The sequence below is a fragment of the Paracoccus wurundjeri genome, from assembly GCF_030678915.1.
In the GTDB taxonomy this organism is placed as follows: Bacteria; Pseudomonadota; Alphaproteobacteria; order Rhodobacterales; family Rhodobacteraceae; genus Paracoccus; species Paracoccus onubensis_A.
Genome location: NZ_JAUUTZ010000028.1, coordinates 13,881 through 38,486 on the forward strand (window position 1 = coordinate 13,881; position 24,606 = coordinate 38,486).

Consider the following 24,606-nt stretch of genomic DNA (forward strand, 5'->3'; position numbering starts at 1 on the left):
GGCTGAAAAAGCAACCGGAACATGTGAACATAAAGTGAACGAAACTGCAAGCCGTCATATATCTGCCATAAACCCCGGATGGGGATCGGGCGGGGATCGGCCCGCCATCCGGTCAGGCCGATTTCTCGGCGATATCGGCACCCAATCCCCGCATCAGAGGAATGAAATCGGGGAAAGAGGTCATGATCGGGCTGCCGTCATCAATCGCAACGGGCGAGTCGGTTCCCAACCCAAGCACAAGAAACGACATCGCGATCCGGTGATCCAGATGTGTCACCGCCAGGCCACCGCCCGGCACCGCGGCCATGCCGTGAACCGTCATGGTGTCCCGGGTCTCTTCGACCCGGACACCATTCGCCCTTAACCCCTGCGCCATGGCGTCGATGCGGTCACTTTCCTTCACCCGCAATTCGGCTACACCATTCATCACCGTCTTTCCCTTGGCAAAAGCGGCGATCACGGAAAGGATCGGGAATTCATCGATCATGCTGGCCGCGCGTTCGGGCGGAACGCTGACCCCAGTCAGCGGCCCATGTTTCACATGCATATCCGCGACCGGCTCACCGCCTTCTTCACGTTCATTTTCAAAGCGAATATCCGCACCCATTTCAAGCAAGGTGACATAAAGCCCGTCACGTGTCGGATTCCGGGAAACGCCCGGAACCCGGATCTCGGAGCCGGGAACGATCAGGGCGGCGGCCACGGGGAAAGCCGCGCTGGACGGATCACGCGGCACGGCAACCGGCTGGGCACGCAGTTCCGGCCGCCCCTTCAACGTGATCACATGGCCCTCTTCGGTGGATTCGCTGTGAATCTCGGCCCCGAAACCGGCCAGCATCCGCTCGGAATGATCGCGGGTCGGCTCGGATTCGATCACCACCGTTTCGCCCGGTGCATTCAACCCGGCAAGCAGGATCGCTGATTTGATCTGTGCGCTTGCGATCGGGGTTCGATAGCGCAGGGGAAGCGGGTCCGCAGCACCCTGTATCGTGATCGGCAAACGCCCGCCTTCCCGGGCTGTGATCTGTGCCCCGAACTCCGACAGCGGATCGGTGACACGCGCCATCGGGCGGCGCGACAGACTGGCGTCGCCGGTAAAGGTCGCGGTGATCGGCGTGGTCGCCATCGCCCCCATGATCAGCCGCACGCCGGTTCCCGAGTTGCCGCAATCCAGAATCGCCGCAGGCTCGGAAAACCCACCGACGCCGACGCCGTGGACTGTCCACTCTCCCGGCCCAACCCGCTCGATCTCGGCACCGAAGGCCGCCATCGCCTTGGCAGTGTCCAGCACGTCCTGCCCTTCAAGCAGCCCGGTGATGCGGGTTTCTCCGACCGACAGGGCGCCAAGGATCAATGCGCGATGGCTGATCGACTTGTCTCCGGGCACCTGAGCCGCACCGGAAAGAGGCCCTCCGCTCCGGGAAATCATAGGTTGGGGATCGGCAGCATGTGACATCGTGGACCTCACTGTTTCGCAGGTCTTTTAGCGCCACCGGATCACGGCTGCCACCACCTTCTTGCGATCCATTCCGTTTCAGATCCCAAGACCGCGGCAATACATCCGCTCTCGCCGGATTCAGTCTCGCTGCTTATCGGCGATTGCCCGCAACACCGAGCGCGCCGCACGCAGCCCGGGGGCTTCGCCGCCTTTGCCAAGACGCTCCATCGTCAGGTCCATCGCATCCAGTTGCGCCTTGCGTGAGGTCATGTCCTCCAAAGCAGTCTGCAGCGCCAGTGCCATCGGTCCCGGCTGACAGTCGCGGCCCAGGAATTCGGGAATGCTGCGGGTTTCGCTTACCAGATTGACCAACGTCACCGTATCGGTCCGCAGCAGCAGCCCGATCAGCAACCGGCTGATCGGCGCCATGTCATATCCAATCACCATCGGAATGCGATTCGCCGCCAGTTCCAGACTGACCGTCCCCGAGGCAGCCAATGCCAGATCCGCTGCCGCAAAGGCGGCACGCTTATCCCCGCTATTCTCGACCACGATCGGCTCACTCGGCCATCTCCGGGTCATCTCGTGAACCATCTGCGAAACGCCCGGAACCGTCGGCAGCACCACGCGAATTTCCGGAACCCGATCCCGAAACCGCATCAATGCCTCGTCGAATCGTGACGCCAGCCGCCCGACTTCCGATCTGCGCGATCCGGGCAGGCACAGAACAACCGGCGCATCCGGCTTAATGTCGTGGCTTTCGCGGAACCGCGAGGCATCTTCCGGCCCCCCGATCTCCATATCCACCACCGGATGGCCTACGAAATCGCAGGTCATTCCTGCCGCTCGCATATAGGGCGGCTCGAAGGGCAACAACGCAAGCACATGGTCGATCATCGGCGCCATTCCCTTTGCCCTGCCGGGTCGCCATGCCCAGACCGAGGGTGCCACGTAATGGATCGTCCGTAGCCCGGGATTCAGTTTCCGGGCCGCGCCCGCCACGCGCAGGCAGAAATCCGGGCTGTCGATGGTAATCAAAGCGTCGGGGACCTGCTCGGCAATCGCTGCTGCGGTCTCGGCAATCCGGCGCTTGAGATGACGGTATTTCGGCAGCACCTCCCAGATACCCATCAGGCTCAACTCATCCATCGGGAACATGCTGGCCAGCCCCTGCTCCGCCATAAGCGGACCGCCTATACCAACGAAACGGCAATCCGGCACAAGCTGTTTCAGGCCCGCCATCAAAGCCGCGCCAAGTTGATCCCCCGAGGGTTCGCCCGCAATCAGAAAGAACTTCATGGCGTCCCGTCACTTGCTGCATCGCTTCATGGGTATGTCAGCAACGAGGAAGAAACCAGCCTTTCTTCATGGCGATAAATACCTATTCTCCGCGCGCCCAAAGAAACATCCCCGCCGCTTCCGCCCGCCGAACGGCTTCATCGCGTTCCAGCAGGATCACGCCACCAGCTTGCCACGCAATCCCGGCAAGCCCTGCTTCCGCCGCCTGCGTCACGCTGTCGGGACCAAGTGTCGGCAGATCCACGCGCCGGTCCTGCCCCGGTTTCGGTGCCTTGTAGAACACGCCCCGCGCACCGTTCGGATTCGGTTTCAACCCGCCATGAGCCGCCGCGAATTCCAGCATGGCCCGGGTTCCGGGCAATGTCTCTATCGCAAGGCACAAGCCCTGCGCCACCACGATCCCCTGTCCGATGTCGAATGCTCCAAGTCCCTGAAGGATGCTTGCGCCTTTGGCGGCATCGCGCCGATCCGCATCCTCCGGCTGTCCGGTCAGAACGCCCTCGGCGGGAATCAGGTCGGGAATGATCTCTTCGACACTGGCAATCGTCAGGTCATGTTCCTGGAAAACCTTCAGAACCTCGCGTAGAGCCGCATCGTCGCCCGATTGCATCGCCGTCAGGATACGCGGCACCAGCTGTGCGGTACGTGGATCGAACAGTTCGGGATCAAGCCGTGGCCGGCGGATCGCGCCCGCGAAAACCACGCGCCCGACGCCTTTTTCGACGAGATCGTCAAGAAAAGGGATCAGTCGCTCAAGCCGGAACGGTATTGCGGGAAGGTTCGGCGCGAAACCGTCAAGCGCATAAACCAGCGGATCGTCCAAAGCGGCGATGACAGCCGGAGCCAATGCTCCCTGCCCTGCGATAACTGCGGTACGGGTCATAATTTCATCGTCAGGAATGAGCGGTCGGAAGGACCGAGAATAAAGTCAAGCACATCACGCTCCATCGCACTGACATCATTGCCGGATCGCGCGCGGGCAGTATCCCGGAACGAACCCTGCCCCAATGCGCCCAGAAGATCACGAAGCGCCGCGATATCCGCACGACTTGCGCCGCGGCGTTTCAACCCGACCAGATTCAGCCCGTCCAGATGCCCACGAGGACCCTGCACCAATCCAAAGGGAATAACATCCGCTGTCACCATCGTCACCGCGCCGATCATCGCGCCCCGCCCGATGCGGACGAATTGATGAACGCCCGACAGACCGCCCACGATCACATCGTCTTCAAGCACGCAATGCCCCGCGACCGACGCATTGTTGACCAGAATGACACGATTGCCGATGCGGCAGTCATGGGCGACATGTGCGCCTGCCATGAACAGGCCCTCATCTCCGACCACCGTCACGCCGCCGCCGCCTTCGGTACCCGGATTCATGGTGACATATTCGCGGATACGATTACCCGCCCCGATCTCTAGTCGCGCTCGCTCTCCGCGGAACTTCAGATCCTGCGGAATCTCGCCGATCGAGGCGAAGGGAAAGATCACTGTCTCGGCCCCGACAGAGGTTTCCCCAGTCACAACCACATGGGATTTCAACACCACGCCCCGGGCAAGCCGAACCTGCGGGCCGACCACGCAAAATGGCCCGATCTCGACGCCATCGCCAATCTCGGCCCCATCCTCGATAACGGCGCTGGGGTGAATTTTCGCTTCAGCCATCAGCCTTCGGCGCCATCATCGCGGTAAATTCGGCCTGCGCGCAAAGCTGGCCATCGACCAGCGCCTTGCCTTCGAATTTCCATATCTTGCCACCACCGCGTTTGGAGGTCACGTGCAATTCAAGCACATCGCCGGGCACCACCATCCGGCGGAACTTGCAGTTATCTATGCCCATGAAATAGGTCAGCATCGGCTGGTCGATGATATTCCTGCTGACGCCGACCACGACCGCCGATGTCTGTGCCATCGCCTCGACGATGGTCACGCCGGGCATGACGGGCTGATCGGGGAAATGGCCCGCGAAATGCGGCTCGTTGCAGGTGACGTTCTTGATGCCGACGCCGCCCTGATGGGCCACGATATCGCGAACTTTATCAATGAACAGAAAAGGATAGCGATGCGGGATGATCCGTTTGATAAGCGCCAGATCGGCTTCGGTGTAAAGGGCGGGGCTTTGGGTGTCGTCGGCCATGTACATTCCTTGCAGCGGTTATTCTTGGGGTATCAACGAGCCCGTTGGTTGGCAAGCTTCAGGCCGGTCCGGCATCGTCTCGCGCAGCGTTTCCTGCGCCGATGCCCGCCCTGCCTTCGACCAGCCACCCGATGAGGATCAGCCCCGCAATCAGTATCAGCCACACCCAACCCGGAAGCAACGGGGTTCGTTCCAAACCGTTTACGGTCGCCGCATCGCGCGGCGTGATCCCGATCCACTCGCCGCTGACACCCCTGCCATGCGCGGGCCGGCCCTGCCTGCTGGTGCGCAGATCGGGCAGGCCATCCGACAACCGCAGCACCGCGCCCTGCGTCGCCTCGGCCAGCGGTGCAAGGGCGTCACCACTCGCAACCGTCTGTTCGAATTCCCGCGGCGCAGCGGGGCCAAGCGCCAGAACACGCCGCAGATCACCGTTTTGAAGCCGGTAAAGCCCCTCTTCGGGCGCCGTCCAGTTGCCGGTGAACCGGCCCGGTTCGGCCTCGGACAGATCCAGGTTTTCGGTTTCGCCATCGGGACGGGTGATTTCCAGCGGCGGCACCTGATCCTGCATACTGCGCCGGGTGAAACTGACCTCCAAACCCGAGACATCCGCCGCCAGCGCCTCTTCTTCCAGTTCGGGCTCCTTCATCGACCAATGCGCGATCCGGCGCAGCATCTCAAGCTGCGGACCGCCGCCTTCGAAGCCACGCCCCCAAAGCCAGACCTGATCCGAGGCCAATGTCGCGACACGTCCCTCCCCGACCCGGTTCATGATCAGTAACGGCAGATCGTCTGCGCCGGTCATGACCACTTCGGCGCCCGGTTCGGGCTGAACCTCAGCCATGCGCAGCCAACGACCCCAGGTCTCACCCTCATCTCCGGACCCTTCACCGGGCGCGCCCGAAAGCCCCGAGGTGACAGGATGCCGCCTGCCCGCATCGGTGAGTTTGGGCGTAAAGGGGCGTTCGATAACCCGGCCTGTCGGCCGGGCGGGCAGAATCGCCCCCAGCGGCGACAGGTTGAGGCTTTCGACCGTTGCCATTTCCGGCCCGGCAGCGACCAGAAGCGCGCCACCGTTTTCCACGTAGCGGACGATATTCTGGAAATAATCGGGCGGAAGAATACCGCGAACGCTGTAGCGATCGAAGATGATCAGGTCAAAATCATCGATCCGCTCAAGGAATAATTCGCGGGTGGGAAAGGCGATCAGTGCCAGTTCATTGACCGGCACACCGTCGGATTTCGTCGGCGGGCGCAGGATGGTGAAATGAATCAGGTCGACGGATGCATCGGATTTCAGCAGGTTCCGCCATGTCCTCTCGCCCGGATGTGGCTCCCCCGAGACAAGCAGGACACGTAGCCGGTCGCGCACGCCGTTGATGCTGACTGCGGCCATATTGTTCCGCCGGGTCAGTTCGCCGCCCTCAGGTGAATCGATTCCCAGCTGCACGACATTCTGGCCGGCATGGGTCAGCGTCACCGGAAGTTCCAGCGAGCGATCCATGGGAACGGAAACGACCTGCTCATCCTCGCCATCAACGCTGATGCGCAGATTGACCGATCCGGCCTGCACATCCGGGGGAACCCCGCCCTGATCCTCGATGCGGATGCGGATCTTCACTTCCTGATCGATCAGGCCGAATGCCGGACTTTCCTCGATGACAAGGCGGCGGTCCCAGTCCTCTTCGCGCCCGGTCAGCAGCACATGAAAAGGCGCCGGAAGATCGGCAGGCAGCATTTCAGCATCGTGCAACCGTCCATCGGTGACGGAAATCACCCCGGCCAGCCGTCCCTCCGGTTCGGCGGCAACGGCATGGGCCAATGCGTCTCCCAGCAGGGTGCCGTCGGGATCGTCGCCCACCGTCACCCGCCGCAATTCGGTATTCGGCAACTCCTCGACCTGCCGGGCAATCCGGTCGATGGCGGCATCCGTCTGCTCACCCCGGCCGGGCAGGCTTTGACTGGCGCTGCGATCATCGGCCAGAATCACGATATCGGACAGGCCGGTCCTGTTGCCCTTTTCAAGCGCAGGCGCGGCCAGCGCCGCCGCCGCAAGCAGGCCCGCACAGCCGCGCCATGCCCAGCCGCGCAACCCGCGCCAATAAGCGAAACCGGCAACCACGGCGGCAAGCGCAGCAAGGGTTGCGATGGCCCACCATGGCAATCCGGGATCGAAGCGCAACGCGGTCATTGGACCTGCTCCTCTTCCATACGAAGCCGGTCAAGCAGATCGGGCACATGCACCTGATCGGATTTGTAATTCCCGGTCAGCGCATACATGATGAGGTTGATCCCGAAGCGAAGCGACATCTCGCGCTGACGCTCGCCCTCGAAACCGCTGCCCATGGGGAAGCTGTAGTAACCATTGTCGTCGACCGCCCATGCCTCGGCCCAGCTATTGCCGCCGATCACCGCGGGGCTGACACCATCGTTCAGATGCCGGAACGATTGTCCTGCGCCAGCCTCGACCCCTGCCGGTGGCGCCTCCACCCAGACCGGGCCACCCTGCCATCTTCCCGGAAAATCCTGTAGCAGATAGAAGCTCCGGGACAGAACATGGTCTTCGGGAATCGGCGAAAGAGGCGGAATTTCCAGCGGAGCGGCCAGGGTCTGCAATGCCGCAGATCCGTCTGGTCCACCCAGACCGGCAACATCGCCGTCACGGGTATCGAAAAGGATCATTCCACCGGTCCGCAGATAATCGTTCAGCCGCAGATAGGCCTGCGGCGAGGGCATGGGCTGATCTTCGGTCACCGGCCAGTAAAGAAAGGTCAGCGCCGATAAGTCGTCATTGTCCAGATCGATCCCGATGGGTTCTCCGGGTTCGACCGTGGTGCGGTTCCGCAGGGCGGCGGACAGACCTTGCAAACCTTGATAGGAGGTTTGGTCCAGTTCCTCATCGCCGGTCTCGACATAGGCCAGCACCATCTCGCCCGCCGCACGCATGACGTCGGGATCGACCTCGGCGTCCTGCGCCTTGACAGGCTGACCCGAAATACCGGCAATCCCGATCAGCAGAATCGCGGCAATCCGCCCCCCGCGCGCAAGCGCCGCGGTTCCCAGTGCATCCAGTGCAAAAACCAGCGCAGCAAAAGCGATCAGCCATGCCGAAAGATCGCGCTCTGCCGTAGCCGAGGGGGATTCAACCGTCGCGCCGGGCCATTCCGCGAGGGTAAATCCACCGCCGGCATTCAATGCCACGCGGCGCTCGCCGGATACGTAAATCCCTGCGGGGCGTTCGGGACCCGATCCTTTCTCGAGATCATCGGAGGAAACCGGAGCCAGATCCTCGGCCGGTCCTGCGCGACCATAACCGTCCAACACGGTTTCAGGCGTCCAGAACGCATGTTCGCGGTCGTCCGGCTGTTTGTCGGCCGCTCCGACACGCGCGGTCGCCACCAATCGTTCCAGCATCTGCACGAACAGGCCCGACAGCGGCAGGCTTGACCATTCGGCATTGGCAGTGATGTGAAACAGTACCACCTGCCCCTCTCCCAGCCGGTCCCGCGTGACGACCGGGGTATTGTCGGTCAGCGAGGCAATGGTGCGCTCGGCCAGTTCCGGCGAAGGTTGCGCCATGAGCTGCGCCCGCACCGTCGCGTCTTCGGGCGGGGTCAACCCGGCAAAGGGACCGTCGGCATCGAAAGGTTGCAGCCCCCTGGGATCGCCCCAGCTCAGCGCGCCGCCAATATCCCGCCCGCCCTGTCTCAGCGGCACCGGCAGCAGCGGTTCGTCCATCAGCCGATCATAACCCGCCATGCGCGGCCCCGCGAAACGGATCAGCAGGCCGCCCTTGTCGACCCATTCCGCCAGTTCCCCGATCTCGGCCAGTTCCACCTGATCGGCAAGGACAACAACATCGGGCGCGGAATCCAGTACATCGCCAAGCCCCCCTTCGACCAGATCCGTGGTCGGAGCAAGCGCACGGCGCAGATAATACAGCGGCGACAGAAGCTGCTGCCCCTCGGCATAGGCATCCGGATCACCAACCAGCCCCACCTTGCGCCGCTTGACCCGGTCATCGGCCAGCACCACGGCACCCGCATGGGCTTCCTTGTCGATCTGGAAACGGGTGATACGGTTGCGCAGTTCGGGCGGCATGTCGATGGCGACCGGGCGGGTCAGCACGCCGCCTTCGGTTGTCGCATCGCCCGGGCGCAGTCGCGCCAGTTCTCGTTCGATCCCCTGCGGATCGGGGCCAATTGCAAGGATCTCGGGCTCAGCATCATCCATCGATGTCAGCGTCAGCGCAGGTGTGTCGCCGCCTTCCAGGCCCAGCGCCCGGATGGAATGCGCAGGCGGCACTACGGTGACGGGACCACGCGCGTTCAATGCGGCCAACCATTCCGCTTGTCCCGAATGCTCCAACCCATCGGCAAGCCATAAAGTCGACAGCCCGCCCTCGGGCAGATCGGACAATGCGGCTTCCGGATCGGGGGGCAATACCGTCTCCCAGGAAACCGGGTTCGCGGCACGCAGTCCTGCCAGCAATGTATTGGCAGGCGCGAATCGCAACGCTCCCGGCTCGCCCCGCCCATCGGCCAGCAAAAGCGCGGCAGCGCGGCCATCGGAAGCGGCCTCGGCCAGCGCCCGCTCGGCCCGTGTCTGACGGGCGGCCCAATCGGGCGCGGCAGCCCAGCCTGCATCCATTACCACCAGCAGCGGCCCATCTGTGCCCGTGCGCAAAACCGGCTTCCAGACCGGCCCCGCGAAAGCAATGATCAGCGCGGCAACCGCCAACAGCCGCAGCAACAGCAACCACCACGGGGTGCGGCGCGCGACCGGTCTTTTGTCCAGCAGCCCTTTCAGCAGCGCCACGCCGGGAAAGGCCACATGACGCGGCGCGGGCGGGGTTGCGCGCAGGATCAGCCACAGCACCGGCAGCGCAAGCAGTGCCGTCAAAATCCAGGGCGTCGCAAACCCAAGAGGGCCAAGGATCAGCATCAGCCCTCCAGCACCTGAAAAAGCCAGTTCAGCGCGTGGGCAGGGGGGTGGTCGGTCCTATGCTGCCCGAAATGCCATCCCGCGCCCTCGGCCCGTGTGCGCAGCCAATCCCGGCGGTCGGCCAGCCGCGCCAGATAAGCGTCGCGCAATCCCGCGGCATCGCGGCTGTCATGACGAAGCGCGCCGGAAAGCGAGCGGAATCGCACGGCGCCGGACCAGGGAAAATTTTCTTCGTCCGGGTCAAGCACCTGCATCAGCACACCACGGACACCCATGGCCGCCGCCCGCTCCAGCAAAGCTTCGATCCATGCCGGATCGGTCAGGAAATCCGACAGCACCACCAATCGCTGATTCGGGCGCAAGACCTCTGGCGAGGGCGCATCTTCATCGCCCTCGGCCACGGCCTGACCAGCCAGCCCCTCGGCCAGCCGCCCGATTTGCGCACGTCCCGACCGGGCCTGCTGGCCAAGCAGCGCGACGCGCTCTCCTCCGCGCAGCAGAACCATCCCGAGTGCAAGCGCCAGCAATTGCGCCCGCGCGCCCTTGCTCGGGCGGTCCTTCGCCCCGGCATATCCCATGCCTTTCCCGCCCGAGACCCAAAGGGCGATTGTCTGCGCCGTCTGCGCCTCACGGTCCCGGACGAATTCGGAATCCGAACGGGCCGAGCGGCGCCAGTCGATGCTGCGCGCGGTATCGCCCGCAGTGGCGGGGCGATATTGCCAGAAATCCTCACCCGGTCCGGCGCGGCGCAATCCATGTGCGCCCGGGGCAACCATCGCCGCCAGACGCTCTGCCGACAGGATCAGGCCGGGCAAATGGGCGCTTACAGCCTGCGCGCGCGCCCGAAGTTCGGTGGAACTGGGTATCAAAATCGCCTCATGCCGCCTGCCGTGCGCCCAGACGCGATCCGACCAGCCGGTCGATCACCGCATCCACGCTTTCCCCACGCGCCCGCGCAGTGAAGGACAGCGCCATTCGGTGACGCAGGACCGGCGCCGCCAAAGCCTCGACATCTTCCAGCGTCGGTGCAAAACGCCCGTTCAGCACTGCCCGTGCCCGCGAAACCAGCATCAGGGCCTGTGCAGCGCGTGGCCCCGGCCCCCAGATCAGCGTATCATCAATGAAACCCTCGGCCTCGGAATCGCCCGGTCGGCTGGCGCGGACCAGATCGAGAATCGCCTCGACCACGGCCTCACCGACCGGCATCCGCCGGATCAGCTGTTGCGCTGCAATCAATTCTTCGGCGTCGAAAGATTCATGCGCGGCCCCCTCTTCGACCCCGGTGGTGGCCAGCAGGATGTCACGCTCGGTCTCGCGGTCGGGATAGCCCACATCGACCTGCAACAGGAAACGGTCAAGTTGCGCTTCGGGCAGCGGATAGGTGCCCTCCTGTTCGATCGGGTTCTGCGTCGCCAGCACATGGAAGGGGCGGCCCAGAGGGCGATGCTGACCGCTGACCGTCACCTCGCGCTCCTGCATGGCCTGCAACAGCGCGGATTGCGTCCGGGGTGAGGCGCGGTTGATTTCATCTGCCATCAGCAGCTGTGTAAAAACCGGGCCCTCGATGAAACGGAACGCACGGCTGCCATCTGTCAGAACATCCAGCACCTCGGATCCAAGAATATCGGCGGGCATCAGATCGGGCGTGAACTGCACCCGCTGGCTCCTCAGCCCCAGGACCGTGGCCAGCGTATCGACCAGCATCGTCTTGCCCAGTCCCGGCTGCCCGACAAGCAGGGCGTGCCCGCCCGACAGAATTGCCGCCAGAACCTGTTCGACCACCGCATGCTGACCTACGAAGCGCCGCTCGATACTGCTGCGCGCCTCATCGAGTCGCTGCCCGAGCGCCTCGACCTCGCGAACCAGATTTTCATCCGAAGCCATGACAATGCCCTTCTGTTGCTTTAGACCGAAGCATAAGGAAGACATGCGCGGGCGACCATATCGAATGCCGGATAAGACTGACAATAACGTGAGTGCCGACGGAATTGCGGCAGAGGCCAGCAAAGCCGCAAAAAAAGGCGGATTGCCGCCGGTTCACCTTTGGAATCCTCCGTTCTGCGGCAATCTGGATATGGAGATTCGTGCCGACGGTACATGGTTCTATGAAGGCACCCCGATCGGACGCCCGGCAATGGTCCGCCTGTTCTCGACCGTGCTGAAGCGCGAGGGCGACAAGTATTTCCTTGTCACACCAGTCGAAAAGGTGGGGATTCGCGTTCAGGACGCGCCATTCATCGCAACCGATGCGGATATCGCCCTGGACCGGATCACATTTACCACCAATGTCGGCGACGAGGTCGTCGCGGATGCCGATCACCCGATCGTCATCCGGGGCGACCGGTATGAACCCCGGCCCTATGTCCATATTCGCGCCGGACTTGAGGCACTGATCGATCGCAAGACCTTCTACCGGCTTGCAGCGGCTGCCGAAGAAGGCCCGGATGGACGCGCGGGCGTACGCTCATGCGGGCAGCATTTCGCGCTCGAGGTCTGAACCGGATGCCCCGCTTCGCTGCCAATCTGACTCGTCTGTTCACCGAGATGCCGATGGACGAGCGTTTCGACGCCGCCGCCCGGGCAGGTTTCACCGGCGTCGAGATCCTGTTTCCCTATGATATCCCTGCCGATCATCTGTCGCGGCTTGCTCTGGCTGCCGGGCTGGAAATCGTGCTGATCAACACGCCGCCCCCGAACTGGTCCGGCGGGCCGCGCGGTTTCGCGGCAATCCCCGGTCAAGAGCAGCGTTTCCGGGACAATTTCGACCGTACACTGCGCTTTGCTCAGGTTCTTCACGCCCGTCAGATCCATATCATGTCGGGCGCCGCGGACGGCCCCGAGGCGCGTGCGACCTTCACGAAAAATCTGGCATGGGCGGTCAAACGCGCACCTCACGCCAGCCTCAATATCAAGGTCATCAACCGGGATTACATGCCCGGCTACTTCTTGTCGGATTTCGATCTTGCGGCAGAGATCATCGCAGAGATCGGCGCCCCAAATCTTGGCCTGCAATTCGACACTTATCACGCGCAAGTCCTCTCTGGGGATGCGCTTGGCTTGTGGCGCAAACACGCAGGAATCATCCGCCATATCCAGATAGCAGGCTTTCCGGGGCGCCACGAACCCATTGACGGAGCATTCAATTTCACCGCGTTTTTCGCCGAACTCGATCAATCGGGCTATCGCGGATGGGTCAGCGGGGAATACGATCCCGAGCATCTGACCGAAAACGGCCTTGGCTGGCTGCCGCGCGGATAAACGGCCGCGATTGCTCTTGCCCGGATGCTTGTTGTAAACTGCATGAACAACCGAAAACGGCCAACAGCCGGAAAAAGAGAGGCTGCATGATAAATTCCATCATCTATATCGTAGGGCTCGTCGTCGTGGTGCTTTTCATCCTCTCGGCTCTGGGGCTGCGCTAAGGCAAAATCCCGTGTGAACGAAGAACAAAGACGTTCAGGGCCGGCATTTCGCATTCCCGAAACCGGTCGCGGCAGGCGATCTTTCCTCTGTCCCCTACCACCCGCTCCCGCGCCCAGAGCGCTTCGGTAAATCCGCCCCGAAATCCTGCAGGAGATCTCCAAGACAATTCGGCCGAGCCCGCCCCGAGTGGAAATCCGCCCCAAGGCCGACCCGGCAGCTTCCCGGCCGGCCTTGGGGGAAAGCGTTACAGCCCGTAGATCCGGGTGAATTTCTCTTCAAGGTAATCCAGCAGCGGCGCAGGCTCTGCCGGCGCACCCGTAGCCTCTTCAATGATGCTGCGCGGGGGCATCAGCCCGCCATGACGCTGCACATTCTCACGCAGCCATTCGACGCCGGGCATGGCGTCCCCCCGCGCAAGCCCCTGATCCAGATCGGGAACGGCTTCGCGCATGGCACGGTTCAGACAGCCGGCATAGACATTGCCAAGCGCATATGTCGGAAAATAGCCGAACAGGCCCACCGACCAGTGAACATCTTGCAACAGGCCATTCGCCGGGCGATCCACGGCGACGCCGAAATCGCGCAGAAAACGCGCATTCCATGCCTCGACCAGATCATCGGTGCCAATCTTGCCGGCGATCAGGTCGCGCTCCAGATCGAACCGCAACATGATATGCAGGTTATATTGAATCTCATCCGCCTCGGTACGGATATAACCGGATGTCACCCGGTTTACGGCGGCATGGAAGCTGTCGGGATCGCTGATATTCAGCCCGTCGAACGCGTCCGACATGCGGCTGAACAGCCATCCCGTGAACGCCCGACCCCGCCCCATCTGGTTCTCATAGATCCGGCTTTGGCTTTCATGGACCCCCATCGAGACGCCGCGGCCAAGGGGCGTGAAAGCGTAATCCTCATCGATTCCCAGTTCATAGCTGGAATGGCCGACCTCGTGGATGGTCGAATACAGGCAATTGAACGGATCGGTTTCCACCACACGAGTCGTGATCCGGCTATCCTGCCAGCGCCCGCTGCTGAACGGATGCACAGCCAGATCCATGCGACCCCGCGTCCAGTCATAGCCGAAAGCCGAGGCGCAGATACGGGCAAGCCGCAATTGCGTTTCCTGCGGGAAATGCCCGGTCAAAGCCTCGGGCTGATGCTCGGCCCCAAGCACATCCTCGCGCAAGGCGACAAGCCGGGGTCGCATGGCGTCGAACAAGGCGGCAATCTCGGCCCCGGTCGTTTCGGGCTCGTAATCCTCCAGCAAGGCATCGTACAGATCGCCACCATCCGCCAGCGCCGCCGCCTCTTCGCGTTTCAGCGACAGGACCTGATCCAGCACCGGAAGGAAATCGTCCGGGGCATCATTCGCGCGCGCTTCTGCCCAGATGCCCTGGGCAAGCGAAGTCGTCCGGGCAAGCTCTGTCGCCAGACGCGCGGGAATCCGGCAAGCACGGGTGAAATCGCGGTTGATCAGCTCGACGATCCGGGATTCCGCCTCGTTCTGAGGCAGCGCGGCGGCCAGCCATTCGCCGATCCGCGGGTCGGTGCGGCGCTCGTGCAGCACATCCTCCATGGCGGCCATTTCCTCGGATCGCTGTTCGGTCGCGCCGCGCGGCATGACCGTTTCCTGATCCCATCCCAACCGCTCGGCCACCGAGGACAGCGCCTCGGTCCGGCGCTGAAAGGCAAGCAAATCGTCCATGACAGTCATTTGCGGTCTCCTCTGACCGAGGTTTCAAACGGGTAACGGGCATGATGACGCGCCCGGATGATCAGCGTAAACAGCGCAATCGCGCCCAATTGATGAGTCAGCGCCAGAGGCAGGGGCGAGGCATGCAGCACATTCATGATCCCCAGCCCCACCTGTACGGCGACCATCACGATCATCGCCGTGAACGCCCCGCGTGTCACCGGATGAGGCGAACGGCGCGCACGCAGCCAGTCGACCACGGCGAAAATCGCCACAAGATAACCTGCCATGCGGTGAATGAACTGCACAAGCGCAGGGTTTTCAAAGAAATTGCGCCAGCCCAGCGCGGCGTCCCATATCGCGGCGGGAATCCATTCGCCACCCATCGTCGGCCAGCCGGTATATTGCCGTCCCGCATCGATCCCCGCGACAAGTGCGCCCAGCAGGATTTGCACGAAGGCCAGATGCATCAGGCCGGTGGACATGCCGAACAGCTTGCGTTCGCCTGCCCTTCTGGCGCGCAATAATTCCGCCTCGCTACGGCTGAGCTGATTCGCGTACCAGGCGATCAGTCCCAGGATCAGGAACGCCAGCCCCAGATGCAGCGCCAGCCGGTACGAGGCGACGCGCACCATACCGGCAACCAACCCGGAACTGACCATCCACCAGCCAAGCGCACCCTGCATCCCGCCCAGAACGCCAAGCGTCAGCATGCGCGACGCCCATCCCACCGGAATCCGGCGGGTGATCAGGAAGCCAAGGAAACCCAGGGCCCAGACCAGACCAATGACGCGGCCAAGCAGACGGTGCGACCATTCCCACCAGTAGATTTGCTTGAAACCGGCCAGATCCATATCCGGGTTGACCTCGGCATATTGCGGGATCTGCTTGTAGGCTTCGAACTCCGCCTGCCAATCCGCGTCCGAGCCGGGCGGCAATGCGCCGGTCACCGGCGCCCATTCGGTGATCGACAGCCCCGAGCCGGTCAGCCGCGTCGCCCCGCCAAGCGCGATCATCGCCGCCACCAGAATGAAAAGCACGATCATCCACAACCTGATGGCCTTGCGCGCACCCTTCGGCGCAGCGTCGATCATGCCGGTCTGAATGGCGGGCTGGCTGGCTTTGTCATCCGAGATTTCCTCGAAAACGGGGCGCTTGGCCATCGCTTGCTCCTCTTGAGATCGGGCGGACAGTATGCCGGGCTTATCGGCGGGTCAATTGGCGCAAGATACCATGCAGGATACGTATATCGCCGCGCGTCAGTACCAGCCGCGCCCACATGTTCCGCAGGTTCATCCGCATATTCGCGGCCTTGGTTTCAGGAAAGAAAAACCCGGCTTCAGCCAGCTTTTCCTCGTAATGATCGCCCAGCCGCTCGATCTCGACCCTGTCGGCAAGCATCTCGGCCCGTTCACGGCGGGCATGGGGCGACGGCTCCGGCGGCAAATCGTCGCGGCCCCATTCATATCCCATCAGCAAAACCGCCTGCGCCAGATTGAGCGAGGGGAAATCGGGATTGACCGGCACCGTCACGATGGCATTCGCACGGGCGACATCCTCGTTCTCAAGTCCGGCACGTTCAGGACCGAAGATGACCGCGACCCGCCCCTGATGAGCACGCGCCTTTTCCATCGCGCTTTTCGGCGTATGGACGGGTTTCGACAATTCCCGCCCGCGCGCGGTGGTGGCGAACGCGAAATCCACGCCCTCCATCGCCTCGGCCAGAGTCGGATAGATCCTCGCCCGGTCCAGAACCTGCCCGGCAGCCCCCGAGGCCATGGCCACCGCCTTTGGATTGGGCCAACCGTCACGCGGTGCGACAAGCCGCATTTCGGTCAGTCCGAAATTCAGCATGGCGCGCGCGGCGGCACCGATATTCTCGCCCATTTGTGGACGGACAAGGATAATGACGGGTTGACGATCGTTTTCCATGGCATGCGCAATAGTCGCTCTGGCAGCGGCGGGCAAGCTGCGCTATCTGCAGGGGATATGCAGGAGTAGATCATGACCGAGGCCCCACAGCTTTACCTGATGACCCCCGCAGGCGCGCAAGCATCCGCGCTTGGCCCTCTTCTGACCGAGGTGATGGACCGTTTCCCGGTCGCCTGCCTGCGAATCCGCAGCGGCGCGGAAGAGGATGAACTTGGCCGGCTTGCTGATCTGGCGCGCGAAATCGCCCATGCCCGCGATGTCGCCGTGGTGATCGAAGATCATATACGGCTGGTGCAGCGGCACGGGCTGGACGGCGTCCATCTGACCGATGGCGCACGCGGCGTTCGCGCGGCCCGCAAGGAACTTGGCGCGGATGCCATCGTGGGAGCCTATTGCGGCGCATCCCGCCATGACGCCATGAATGCAGGTGAGGCCGGTGCCGATTATGTCAGTTTCGGCCCGGTCGGCGAAACCGCATTGGGCCGTGGCGAGCAGGCGCCGTTCGAATTGTTCCAATGGTGGAGCGACATGATCGAATTGCCGGTCGTCGCAGAGGGCGCGCTGTCACGCGATCTGATCCAGAAATTCTCCACCGCCTGCGATTTCGTCGCGGTCGGCTCCGAGATCTGGGGCGAAGACGATCCTACCGCCGCATTAGCTTCGATCTGGGACTGAGAGAGATCCCGCCGCAATATCTCCGTCCATAAGATCTGCCCGATAAATCGCGGATGATTTGGCGAAAGCCATCCTTGATCGCGCCCTATTCACGATCTTATGCGCCAGCCTGCATTTTCATCGCCTGCCGCATCTGATCGAATTCCCCTCTGCCCGTTCTTCTTCATCCAAATATCCCGGAGTCCGGGGCAGAGCCGGCATGTGACGGACAGCATCCCCGGCCGGACGCATTGCCATGACGGGATTTCATGATTTCGTCATGTTTTCGTCGTCAGGCTGTCGCATAATCCTCCGAAACACGCCCCAAGCTGCACAGCTTTGCAATGCAAGCATACGGGGCCGGGATGAGCGCGATCGACATTGCCTGTCTGGATAAATCCTTTGGCCAGACACAGGTTCTGCATCAGATCGCTCTGTCCATCGGTTCGGGGGAGTTCGTCTCGGTCCTTGGTCCGTCGGGCTGCGGCAAGACGACACTTCTGCGATGTATTGCAGGATTCGAGCGGATCGATTCCGGTCGAATCTCTGTCGATGGCCATCTCGTCTCCTCGCCGGATCATCATCTGCCACCCGAGCAGCGCGGCATCGGCGTGGTGTTTCAGAACTATGCGCTATGGCCACATATGACCGTGGCACAGAATGTCGCTTATGGTCTGAAGATCGCGGGCATGCCGCGCAGGGAACGCGAGACCCGCACCGCCCATGCGCTGGATCTGGTCGAACTGGGCGGGTTTGCCAGCAGGCGCCCCGCCGATCTGTCCGGAGGCCAGCGACAGCGTGTCGCGCTTGCGCGGTGCCTGGCGATGGAAAGCCGGATCGTTTTGCTGGACGAGCCGCTTGCCAATCTGGATGTGCATCTGCGCGGCGCCTTGGAAGCCGAATTCGCGAATTTCCATGCCCGTTCGGGCGCGACGATGTTCTATATCACCCATGATCAGGCCGAGGCGCTTGCATTGGCCGATCGGGTCGCAGTGATGGATCGCGGGTGCATCGTCCAGTTCGACCGTCCCGATGTGCTGTTTCGCCAACCCGCAACCGAAACCGTTGCGGGCTTCATCGGCGAAGGCCGCGTGATCGAGGCCGAACATATCCAGCCGATCGGCGATGGCCGTGCCTCGGCCTCGCTGCTGGGGCAATCGGTCCGGCTGCGATGCGCACCCGATCAGCGCGGGCAGCGCAGCGGCAAAATCTCGTTCCATCCGGACGATCTGGAATTGCTGGCGGAAGACACCGCCCCGGGCTTTGACGCCCATGTCACCCGCGCAACCTATCGCGGCGCCTATCTGCGGGCAGAGCTTATGGCCGGACCCTCGGGTTCCGTGCCTCTGTCGCTGAATGTCGCCGCGCAGGCTTCGCTGACCAAAGGGCAACGGGTCCGCGTTGCCCTTCGCGATGGCTGGGTCATACCCACCCCCGCCGCGCAGGCCCAGTTTTAACCCTCCTCCAACCGAAGGACGAAATCTCCCATGCGTTTCCTTTCCCTGTCCCTCGCCACCGCCCTGCTTTGCAGCGCGGCCCATGCCGAAACCACGCTGACCCTTTATACCAGCCAGCCGCCCGAACAGGCGCAAAGCACCGTGGACGCCTTTCAGGCGGCCCATCCGGATATCAAGGTCGAATGGACCCGCAACGGCACTTCGGCGCTGATGAACGTGATCCGCGCCGAGATCGAGGCCGGACAGGTTCAGGCGGATGTGCTGCTTGTGGCCGACGATATCAATCTGGGCGAGTTGAAGGCAGGCGGGCACCTGATGGCGTATCCCGACGCGCCGGTCGAGAATTATGATCCGGCGACCTATGATGCCGACATGAGCTATTTTGGCACCAAGGCCCTGACCACCGGCATTGCCTATAACCCCGATATCGCCGAGCCGGTCGAAAACTGGGCCGATCTGCTGACCGAGGAAAACCGTGGGCAGATTGCCATGCCCAGCCCACTTTATTCCGGCGCCGCGCTGATCCATCTGCATGCGCTGACCAATGCGCCCGATATTGGCTGGGCGTTCTTTGAAGGGCTGAACGATCTCGATATCGTGCCCGAGGGCGGCAATGGTCCAGCCACCAAGGCGGTCGCGTCGGGCATGGCGAAATACGCCATTCTCGTGGATGCGAATGCGTTGAACGCCAAGGCTGACGGCTCGCCAATCGATTTCATCGCACCCAAGGACGGCGTTTCCTTTATCACAGAGCCGGTGGCCATCATGTCCACAACCGACAACGTAGATGCAGCGAAGCAATTCGTCGATTTCCTGCTGAGCGAGGACGGGCAGAAGCTGGTCACCGAACAGGGCTATCTGCCGATCATGCCTGGTGTCGAAGGCCCGGAGGGTTTTCCAAAACTCTCGGATATGAAGCTGCTGGATTACGACGTCCAGGAGGCCGTCAGGAACGACGCCGAAATGCGTGAGAAATTCTCGGACACTTTCGGTCAATGATCCGTTGGATCGGGCGATGACACAAACGAGGCGCCCCTTGCGGGCGCTTCGGACATTCTTGCAGACGCAGGACGAACGCGTTGTCATGCTGCTGCTGAGCCTGTTCGTGGGCCTGCTGTCGATCGCACCGCTTGCCCGGCTGGGATATGCGGCGCTGATTCCCGATGGCGGCTTCGATATTGAGCGTATTCTCCGGACGCTTGCCGGGGGCCGGGTGATCGATGCGACGCTCAACACCATCTGGATATCGGTTTCGGCTACCGCGCTGGCCACGGTGATCGGAACCGCTGCGGCGCTACTGGCCGGGCTGACCGATATGCGTGCGCGCACGTTATGGGTCTTTGGCTTCATGCTGCCGCTGATGATTCCGCCGCAAGTCACTGCGCTTGCCTGGCTGCAGGCGTTTTCTCCGGCCAGCCCGCTGCTGGGACCGCTTGGCCTGTCGTTGACGCCGGGCACGCGCCATCCGCTTTATTCCGCCGGGGGAATCGTCTTCCTGCTGGGACTTTACAACGCGCCTTTGGTATTCTTGTCGGTTCGCGCCAGCCTGTATCGCCTGCCCGCACCGCTGATCGAAGCGGCCCGCTCGACCGGAGCGGGCCCTCTGTCCGTCACCCGCGACATCGTGCTGCCATTGATTCGCAGTGGCGTCTTTGCCGGAGCGGCGCTGGCATTCGTATCCTCGATCGGCAATTTCGGTATTCAGGCGATGCTGGGAATTCCCGCGCGGGTGCCCACCCTGATCACGCTGATCTACCGGCAAATGAATTCCTACGGTCCCTCGGCATTGAACGATATGGCGCTTCTCGCGCTTGTGCTGGCCGGGTTGACCGTCATGGGAATGGCATTGACCGCTTGGCTGGGCAAGCGTGGTGATCAGCGTGTGGACAGTAGCAGCCGGCCACCGCGCCTGTCGTTGGGCGCATGGCGCGTACCGGTCATGTTGCTGGCATGGGGCTATCTGGCGCTTTGCCTGATCCTGCCCCTGACTGCATTGCTGGGCAGCGCATTGGTGCGCGGTTATGGGCAACCGCTGAATGCCGAAACCGTCACCTTCCAGAATTTCGCCAATGCACTGTTTCGTCATGAAGGCATCCGCGACGCCTTTCTGACCAGCCTGTGGTTGACCTTGGCGGCGGTAGCGGTGTTGATCCCGGCCTCGGTCGCGCTTGGCTATGTGTTAACTTGGCGCCGGGGACGGCTGGCGCAAGGGCTGATGCTGGCCTCGGAACTGGCCTACGCATTGCCCGGTATCATCATCGGGGTGGCGATGATCCTGTTCTTTCTGCGCCCTCTGCCACTGATCGGCACCGGGCTTTACGGCACTGTCTGGGTGATCCTTGCCGCTTATCTGTCGAATTTTCTGGCCCTCGCGCTGCGACCGATACTGGGCGGCTATGCGCAAATCGACCGGGTTCTGGACGAGGCGGCGCAACTGACCGGAGCCAGTCTTTTCGCCCGCCTGCGCGATATCGCCCTGCCCAGCCTCGCCCCTTCGGTCATGGCCTCGGCGGTGCTGGTCTTCATGACCGCGATCAACGAGATTCAGGTCTCCGTCCTGTTGGTCACATCGCGGGCGCAGACCATCGGGCCGATGATCATCTTTCTGGAAGAGGCGGGTTCCTCCACGCTGGCGGCAGCGGTGGGCTGCCTGATGGTCGCGCTTGTCCTGATCCTGATGCTGGTCAGCCTGATATTCGGCCGCCGGCTGCCGCCCGGTGTCCTGCCCTGGCGCGACTGAGGATGATTTCCAGAACGGATGGCCCGCGACATATCGTTAAGTCGGGGTCTCGCCCGCAAGCCGCGCGACAGATTTTTTCGCCCGCGCATACAGGTCCCGGGGATCGGCGGTCTGCAAGCGGTAATCCTGAACGACCGCCCTGCCCTGCACATACACCGCCCGGGGCCGGATCGGTGCGCAGAATGTCAATGCGGCCACGGGATCCCATTGCCCGGCCAAGGGCAGATCGCTGACATCCCATAGAACCAGATCCGCCTGCATGCCCGGCTTCAACGCCCCGATATCGCTGCGGCCCAACACGCGCGCGCCGCCCAGCGTCGCGATCTCAAGCGCTTCTCGCGCGCCCATCGCGGCCGGTCCGTCTTTCAGGCGGGCGACCAGCATCGCCTGCCGCGCCTCCAGCCCCAGATGGCTGCAATCATTGCTGGCCGAACCATCCACCCCCAGACCCACAGGCACCCCCGCATCGCGCATGGCCCGAACCGGCGCGATTCCACTGGCCAGCCGCGCATTCGAACAGGGGCAATGCGCCACACCGGTTCCGGTTCTGGCGAAAAGGTCGATTTCCGGGCCGGACAGCTTGACGCAATGGGCATGCCAGACATCGTCACCGGTCCAGCCAAGGCTTTCAGCGTAATCCCCCGGAAGCATGCCGAAATTGTCCAGGGAATAGCGGATATCCTCATCATTCTCGGCCAGATGGGTATGCAGGCGGACGCCCTTCTCACGCGCCAGAACGGCGGCAACGCGCATCAACTCACGGCTGACGGAAAAAGGCGAGCAGGGGGCAAGCGCCACCTGAACCATCGCCCCCTCGCCGGGATCGTGGAATGCGTCCACTACACGTTCACTGTCGCGCAGAATGGCGGCTTCATCCTCGACCAGTGCATCGGGAGGCAACCCGCCCTTGCTTTCGCCGATGGACATCGCGCCCCTTGTGGCAGTGAAGCGGATACCGATTTCAGAGGCTGCCTCGATGGAATCATCCAGCCTTGCGCCGTTCGGGAACAGATAAAGATGATCCGACGAACAGGTACAACCCGACAACGCCAGTTCCGCCAGTCCGACCTGTGCCGAAAGCCTGATATCATCAGGTCCCATCCGCGCCCAGATCGGATAAAGCGTCCGCAGCCAGCCGAACAGCGCCGCGTCCTGCGCGGCCGGAACCGCGCGGGTCAGGGTCTGGAACAGATGGTGATGGGTATTGATCAGACCGGGGGTGACAACACATCCCCCGGCCTCGATCACCTCGGCGCCCTCGCGCGGCAGGTTGTGCCCCACCGCTGCGATTCTGCCGTTCTCGATCAGGATATCCCCGCCCGCGATCTCTTGCCGGTCGTCATTCATGGTGACGACGATATCGGCATTGCGGATCAGCGTCCTAGTGGCCTTCATTCGCGTGCCCCGCCTCTTTCACGGCTTCTTCGTCGATATGAGGCGCGCCATTATAGAACCAGTTCAGCAATACCGCCGAAATCGCGGCCAGCAGGATCCCCGAATGGATCAGCGGGTGAAGCGCGTGCGGCATCCACTGGTTGAAATCGGGCGCGACCATCGGGATCATGCCGATACCCACAGAGATGGCAACAATGAACAGGTTATGCCGGTTACCGGCGAAATCGACACGCGCCAGAATGCGCACCCCGGTTGCGGCGACCATGCCGAACATGACCAGCCCCGCACCGCCCAGAACCGTGGTCGGCAGTGACTCGACCAGGGCGCCCATTTTCGGGATCAGCCCCAGCACGATCATGATCGCACCGCCCGCCACGCAGACAAAGCGCGAGCGGATACCGGTGACACCCACCAGCCCGACATTCTGCGAAAAGGACGTATAGGGAAAGGTGTTGAACAGCCCGCCAATCGCGGTACCAAGCCCGTCCGCCCGCAGGCCGGCGGCCAGAGGTTTCTGAGATAGAGGCTTCTTGCAGATATCGCTGAGCGCAAGAAACATGCCGGTGGATTCAATCATCGTGACCAGCATCACCAGCAGCATGGTCAGGATCATGATCGGATCAAAGGTCGGTATCCCGAAATGCAGGGGCTTGATCAATGCGAACCAGCTTGCTTCGCCGATCTTTTCGAAATGCATCATGCCCAGCATGGTCGCAACCACGCCACCCACCGCAATACCGATCAGCACAGCGATATTTGCAAGGAAACCGCTGGCATAGCGCGAGATCAGCAGGATCGTTCCCAGCACAAGCACGGCGATCATGATATTCTGGCTTGAGGCATAGGCCGGATTATTCACCGTCGGCGCAAGTTGAACGCTTTCAGGCACGCCGCCCGCGGCAATCGCCTGTTGCAGCCATTCCTGCGCGGCCGGGTCCACAAGTTTGGGCGCAGTCGGGCCGGCAGGCAGACCGAAAATCCAGTTGATCCCGATGGGCATCAGGCTAATTCCGATGGTCAGGATCAGGGTACCGGTCACGACGGGCGGAAAGAAGCGCAGCATCTTGCTGACCAGCGGCGCAAGAACGATTCCGATCAGGCCCGCCGCGATGATCGAGCCGAACAGCGCCCTTGCCCCTTCATGCCCCGGCGTCGCAGAGGCGATCGCCACCATCGGCCCGACCGAGGCAAAGGTGACCCCCATCATTACGGGCAGCTTGATCCCGAAATACTGGGTCGTGCCGAAGCTTTGGATGATCGAGACGATCCCGCAGACGAACAGATCGGCCGAGATCAGGAACGCGACCTCTTCGGGCGTCAGCTGCAAGGCCCGGCCAACGATCAGCGGAACCGCAATCGCGCCCGCATACATGACCAGCACATGCTGGAACCCAAGTGTCAGAAGTTTCGGGGCGGGCAGGATCTCATCGACAGCATGCACCGCCCCTGATTCTCCTGCTCCGATGCTTGCATCAGACATTGCGGACCTCC

General features: G+C 62.6%; 20 protein-coding genes. 6 read left to right on the forward strand and 14 right to left on the reverse strand.

All coding sequences use genetic code 11. The annotated features are described in order from the left end of the window. Positions 1-112: 112 nt before the first annotated feature. The 9 genes from aroA to Q0601_RS20575 all read right to left on the reverse strand — a co-directional run bounded on the left by aroA (position 113) and on the right by Q0601_RS20575 (position 11,702). Positions 113-1,456 carry a 3-phosphoshikimate 1-carboxyvinyltransferase gene (gene aroA / locus Q0601_RS20535; RefSeq protein ID WP_305291783.1) on the reverse strand — a complete coding sequence of 448 codons (1,344 nt, stop codon included), beginning with the start codon at positions 1,454-1,456 and terminating at the stop codon, positions 113-115. 120 nt (positions 1,457-1,576) lie between these two features. Then, the gene (gene lpxB / locus Q0601_RS20540) at positions 1,577-2,737 is read right to left on the reverse strand and encodes a lipid-A-disaccharide synthase (protein ID WP_305291784.1); all 1,161 of its coding nucleotides are present in this window, start codon (positions 2,735-2,737) and stop codon (positions 1,577-1,579) included. 82 nt (positions 2,738-2,819) lie between these two features. Next, positions 2,820-3,620 (reverse strand): LpxI family protein, encoded by an 801-nt coding sequence (locus tag Q0601_RS20545; RefSeq protein ID WP_305291785.1) that lies wholly within the window; start codon positions 3,618-3,620, stop codon positions 2,820-2,822. Next, positions 3,617-4,402, reverse strand: coding sequence for an acyl-ACP--UDP-N-acetylglucosamine O-acyltransferase (lpxA, locus tag Q0601_RS20550; RefSeq protein WP_305291786.1), 786 nt, complete (start codon positions 4,400-4,402; stop codon positions 3,617-3,619). The genes Q0601_RS20545 and lpxA overlap by 4 nt, the downstream gene beginning before the upstream one ends. Continuing rightward, positions 4,395-4,874, reverse strand: a complete 480-nt coding sequence (gene fabZ, locus Q0601_RS20555) for a 3-hydroxyacyl-ACP dehydratase FabZ (protein ID WP_119751811.1) — start codon at positions 4,872-4,874, stop codon at positions 4,395-4,397. Before fabZ ends, lpxA begins: the two co-directional genes overlap by 8 nt. 58 nt (positions 4,875-4,932) lie before the next feature. Then, positions 4,933-7,065, reverse strand: a complete 2,133-nt coding sequence (locus Q0601_RS20560; protein WP_305291787.1) for a hypothetical protein — start codon at positions 7,063-7,065, stop codon at positions 4,933-4,935. After that, the gene (locus tag Q0601_RS20565) at positions 7,062-9,818 is read right to left on the reverse strand and encodes a DUF4159 domain-containing protein (RefSeq protein WP_305291788.1); all 2,757 of its coding nucleotides are present in this window, start codon (positions 9,816-9,818) and stop codon (positions 7,062-7,064) included. The genes Q0601_RS20560 and Q0601_RS20565 overlap by 4 nt, the downstream gene beginning before the upstream one ends. Continuing rightward, on the reverse strand, positions 9,818-10,687 hold the full coding sequence (locus tag Q0601_RS20570; RefSeq protein WP_305291789.1) for a DUF58 domain-containing protein: 870 nt from the start codon (positions 10,685-10,687) through the stop codon (positions 9,818-9,820). The genes Q0601_RS20565 and Q0601_RS20570 overlap by 1 nt, the downstream gene beginning before the upstream one ends. Positions 10,688-10,694: 7 nt before the next feature. Then, a complete protein-coding gene (locus Q0601_RS20575) occupies positions 10,695-11,702 on the reverse strand; it encodes an AAA family ATPase (RefSeq protein WP_305291790.1) in 1,008 nt (335 codons plus the stop codon). A 64-nt stretch (positions 11,703-11,766) separates the two neighbouring features. On the opposite strand from Q0601_RS20575, the gene Q0601_RS20580 reads away from it, so the two are divergent. Both Q0601_RS20580 and Q0601_RS20585 read left to right on the forward strand, forming a co-directional pair. Continuing rightward, a complete protein-coding gene (locus Q0601_RS20580) occupies positions 11,767-12,315 on the forward strand; it encodes a DUF1285 domain-containing protein (RefSeq protein WP_305291791.1) in 549 nt (182 codons plus the stop codon). Between the two features lie 5 nt (positions 12,316-12,320). Further along, positions 12,321-13,076 carry a hydroxypyruvate isomerase family protein gene (locus Q0601_RS20585; RefSeq protein WP_305291792.1) on the forward strand — a complete coding sequence of 252 codons (756 nt, stop codon included), beginning with the start codon at positions 12,321-12,323 and terminating at the stop codon, positions 13,074-13,076. Positions 13,077-13,485: 409 nt separating this feature from the next. Here Q0601_RS20585 and Q0601_RS20590 read toward each other — a convergent pair whose 3' ends face one another. Genes Q0601_RS20590 through Q0601_RS20600 form a run of 3 tightly spaced genes read right to left on the reverse strand, consistent with a single transcriptional unit; the run spans position 13,486 to position 16,869 of the window. Further along, positions 13,486-14,958: a carboxypeptidase M32 gene (locus Q0601_RS20590; protein ID WP_305291793.1), complete on the reverse strand. Its 1,473-nt coding sequence runs from the start codon at positions 14,956-14,958 to the stop codon at positions 13,486-13,488. Continuing rightward, positions 14,955-16,100: a heme A synthase gene (gene ctaA / locus Q0601_RS20595; protein WP_305291794.1), complete on the reverse strand. Its 1,146-nt coding sequence runs from the start codon at positions 16,098-16,100 to the stop codon at positions 14,955-14,957. Before ctaA ends, Q0601_RS20590 begins: the two co-directional genes overlap by 4 nt. A 40-nt stretch (positions 16,101-16,140) precedes the next feature. After that, entirely contained in the window at positions 16,141-16,869 is a 729-nt protein-coding gene (locus tag Q0601_RS20600) for an RNA methyltransferase (RefSeq protein WP_305291795.1), read from the reverse strand. Between the two features lie 72 nt (positions 16,870-16,941). Between Q0601_RS20600 and Q0601_RS20605 the strand changes: the two genes are divergently transcribed. From Q0601_RS20605 to Q0601_RS20620, 4 genes are all read left to right on the forward strand, one after another. Further along, positions 16,942-17,544 (forward strand): thiamine phosphate synthase, encoded by a 603-nt coding sequence (locus Q0601_RS20605; RefSeq protein ID WP_119751821.1) that lies wholly within the window; start codon positions 16,942-16,944, stop codon positions 17,542-17,544. A gap of 344 nt (positions 17,545-17,888) precedes the next feature. Next, positions 17,889-18,980: an ABC transporter ATP-binding protein gene (locus Q0601_RS20610; RefSeq protein ID WP_305291796.1), complete on the forward strand. Its 1,092-nt coding sequence runs from the start codon at positions 17,889-17,891 to the stop codon at positions 18,978-18,980. Between the two features lie 30 nt (positions 18,981-19,010). Continuing rightward, the gene (locus Q0601_RS20615; RefSeq protein WP_305291797.1) at positions 19,011-19,979 is read left to right on the forward strand and encodes an ABC transporter substrate-binding protein; all 969 of its coding nucleotides are present in this window, start codon (positions 19,011-19,013) and stop codon (positions 19,977-19,979) included. Positions 19,980-19,995: 16 nt separating this feature from the next. Next, positions 19,996-21,720 carry an ABC transporter permease gene (locus Q0601_RS20620; RefSeq protein WP_305291798.1) on the forward strand — a complete coding sequence of 575 codons (1,725 nt, stop codon included), beginning with the start codon at positions 19,996-19,998 and terminating at the stop codon, positions 21,718-21,720. A 36-nt stretch (positions 21,721-21,756) separates the two neighbouring features. Here Q0601_RS20620 and Q0601_RS20625 read toward each other — a convergent pair whose 3' ends face one another. Further along, positions 21,757-23,115: an 8-oxoguanine deaminase gene (locus Q0601_RS20625; protein ID WP_305291799.1), complete on the reverse strand. Its 1,359-nt coding sequence runs from the start codon at positions 23,113-23,115 to the stop codon at positions 21,757-21,759. Beyond that, a complete protein-coding gene (locus Q0601_RS20630; protein WP_305291800.1) occupies positions 23,102-24,595 on the reverse strand; it encodes a nucleobase:cation symporter-2 family protein in 1,494 nt (497 codons plus the stop codon). Before Q0601_RS20630 ends, Q0601_RS20625 begins: the two co-directional genes overlap by 14 nt. Positions 24,596-24,606 lie beyond the last annotated feature (11 nt).

What these genes read in the sequence shown, in the direction of transcription:
- aroA (WP_305291783.1), bottom strand. Translation starts at nt 1,456, where the DNA reads ATGTCACATGCTGCCGATCCCCAACCTATGATTTCCCGGAGCGGAGGG.
- Q0601_RS20580 (WP_305291791.1), top strand. Translation starts at nt 11,767, where the DNA reads ATGCCGGATAAGACTGACAATAACGTGAGTGCCGACGGAATTGCGGCA.
- Q0601_RS20585 (WP_305291792.1), top strand. Translation starts at nt 12,321, where the DNA reads ATGCCCCGCTTCGCTGCCAATCTGACTCGTCTGTTCACCGAGATGCCG.
- Q0601_RS20605 (WP_119751821.1), top strand. Translation starts at nt 16,942, where the DNA reads ATGACCGAGGCCCCACAGCTTTACCTGATGACCCCCGCAGGCGCGCAA.
- Q0601_RS20615 (WP_305291797.1), top strand. Translation starts at nt 19,011, where the DNA reads ATGCGTTTCCTTTCCCTGTCCCTCGCCACCGCCCTGCTTTGCAGCGCG.
- Q0601_RS20560 (WP_305291787.1), bottom strand. Translation starts at nt 7,065, where the DNA reads ATGACCGCGTTGCGCTTCGATCCCGGATTGCCATGGTGGGCCATCGCA.
- Q0601_RS20625 (WP_305291799.1), bottom strand. Translation starts at nt 23,115, where the DNA reads ATGAAGGCCACTAGGACGCTGATCCGCAATGCCGATATCGTCGTCACC.
- lpxB (WP_305291784.1), bottom strand. Translation starts at nt 2,737, where the DNA reads ATGAAGTTCTTTCTGATTGCGGGCGAACCCTCGGGGGATCAACTTGGC.
- Q0601_RS20545 (WP_305291785.1), bottom strand. Translation starts at nt 3,620, where the DNA reads ATGACCCGTACCGCAGTTATCGCAGGGCAGGGAGCATTGGCTCCGGCT.
- Q0601_RS20575 (WP_305291790.1), bottom strand. Translation starts at nt 11,702, where the DNA reads ATGGCTTCGGATGAAAATCTGGTTCGCGAGGTCGAGGCGCTCGGGCAG.
- Q0601_RS20565 (WP_305291788.1), bottom strand. Translation starts at nt 9,818, where the DNA reads ATGCTGATCCTTGGCCCTCTTGGGTTTGCGACGCCCTGGATTTTGACG.
- lpxA (WP_305291786.1), bottom strand. Translation starts at nt 4,402, where the DNA reads ATGGCTGAAGCGAAAATTCACCCCAGCGCCGTTATCGAGGATGGGGCC.
- Q0601_RS20620 (WP_305291798.1), top strand. Translation starts at nt 19,996, where the DNA reads ATGACACAAACGAGGCGCCCCTTGCGGGCGCTTCGGACATTCTTGCAG.
- Q0601_RS20610 (WP_305291796.1), top strand. Translation starts at nt 17,889, where the DNA reads ATGAGCGCGATCGACATTGCCTGTCTGGATAAATCCTTTGGCCAGACA.
- Q0601_RS20630 (WP_305291800.1), bottom strand. Translation starts at nt 24,595, where the DNA reads ATGTCTGATGCAAGCATCGGAGCAGGAGAATCAGGGGCGGTGCATGCT.
- Q0601_RS20600 (WP_305291795.1), bottom strand. Translation starts at nt 16,869, where the DNA reads ATGGAAAACGATCGTCAACCCGTCATTATCCTTGTCCGTCCACAAATG.
- Q0601_RS20590 (WP_305291793.1), bottom strand. Translation starts at nt 14,958, where the DNA reads ATGACTGTCATGGACGATTTGCTTGCCTTTCAGCGCCGGACCGAGGCG.
- fabZ (WP_119751811.1), bottom strand. Translation starts at nt 4,874, where the DNA reads ATGGCCGACGACACCCAAAGCCCCGCCCTTTACACCGAAGCCGATCTG.
- ctaA (WP_305291794.1), bottom strand. Translation starts at nt 16,100, where the DNA reads ATGGCCAAGCGCCCCGTTTTCGAGGAAATCTCGGATGACAAAGCCAGC.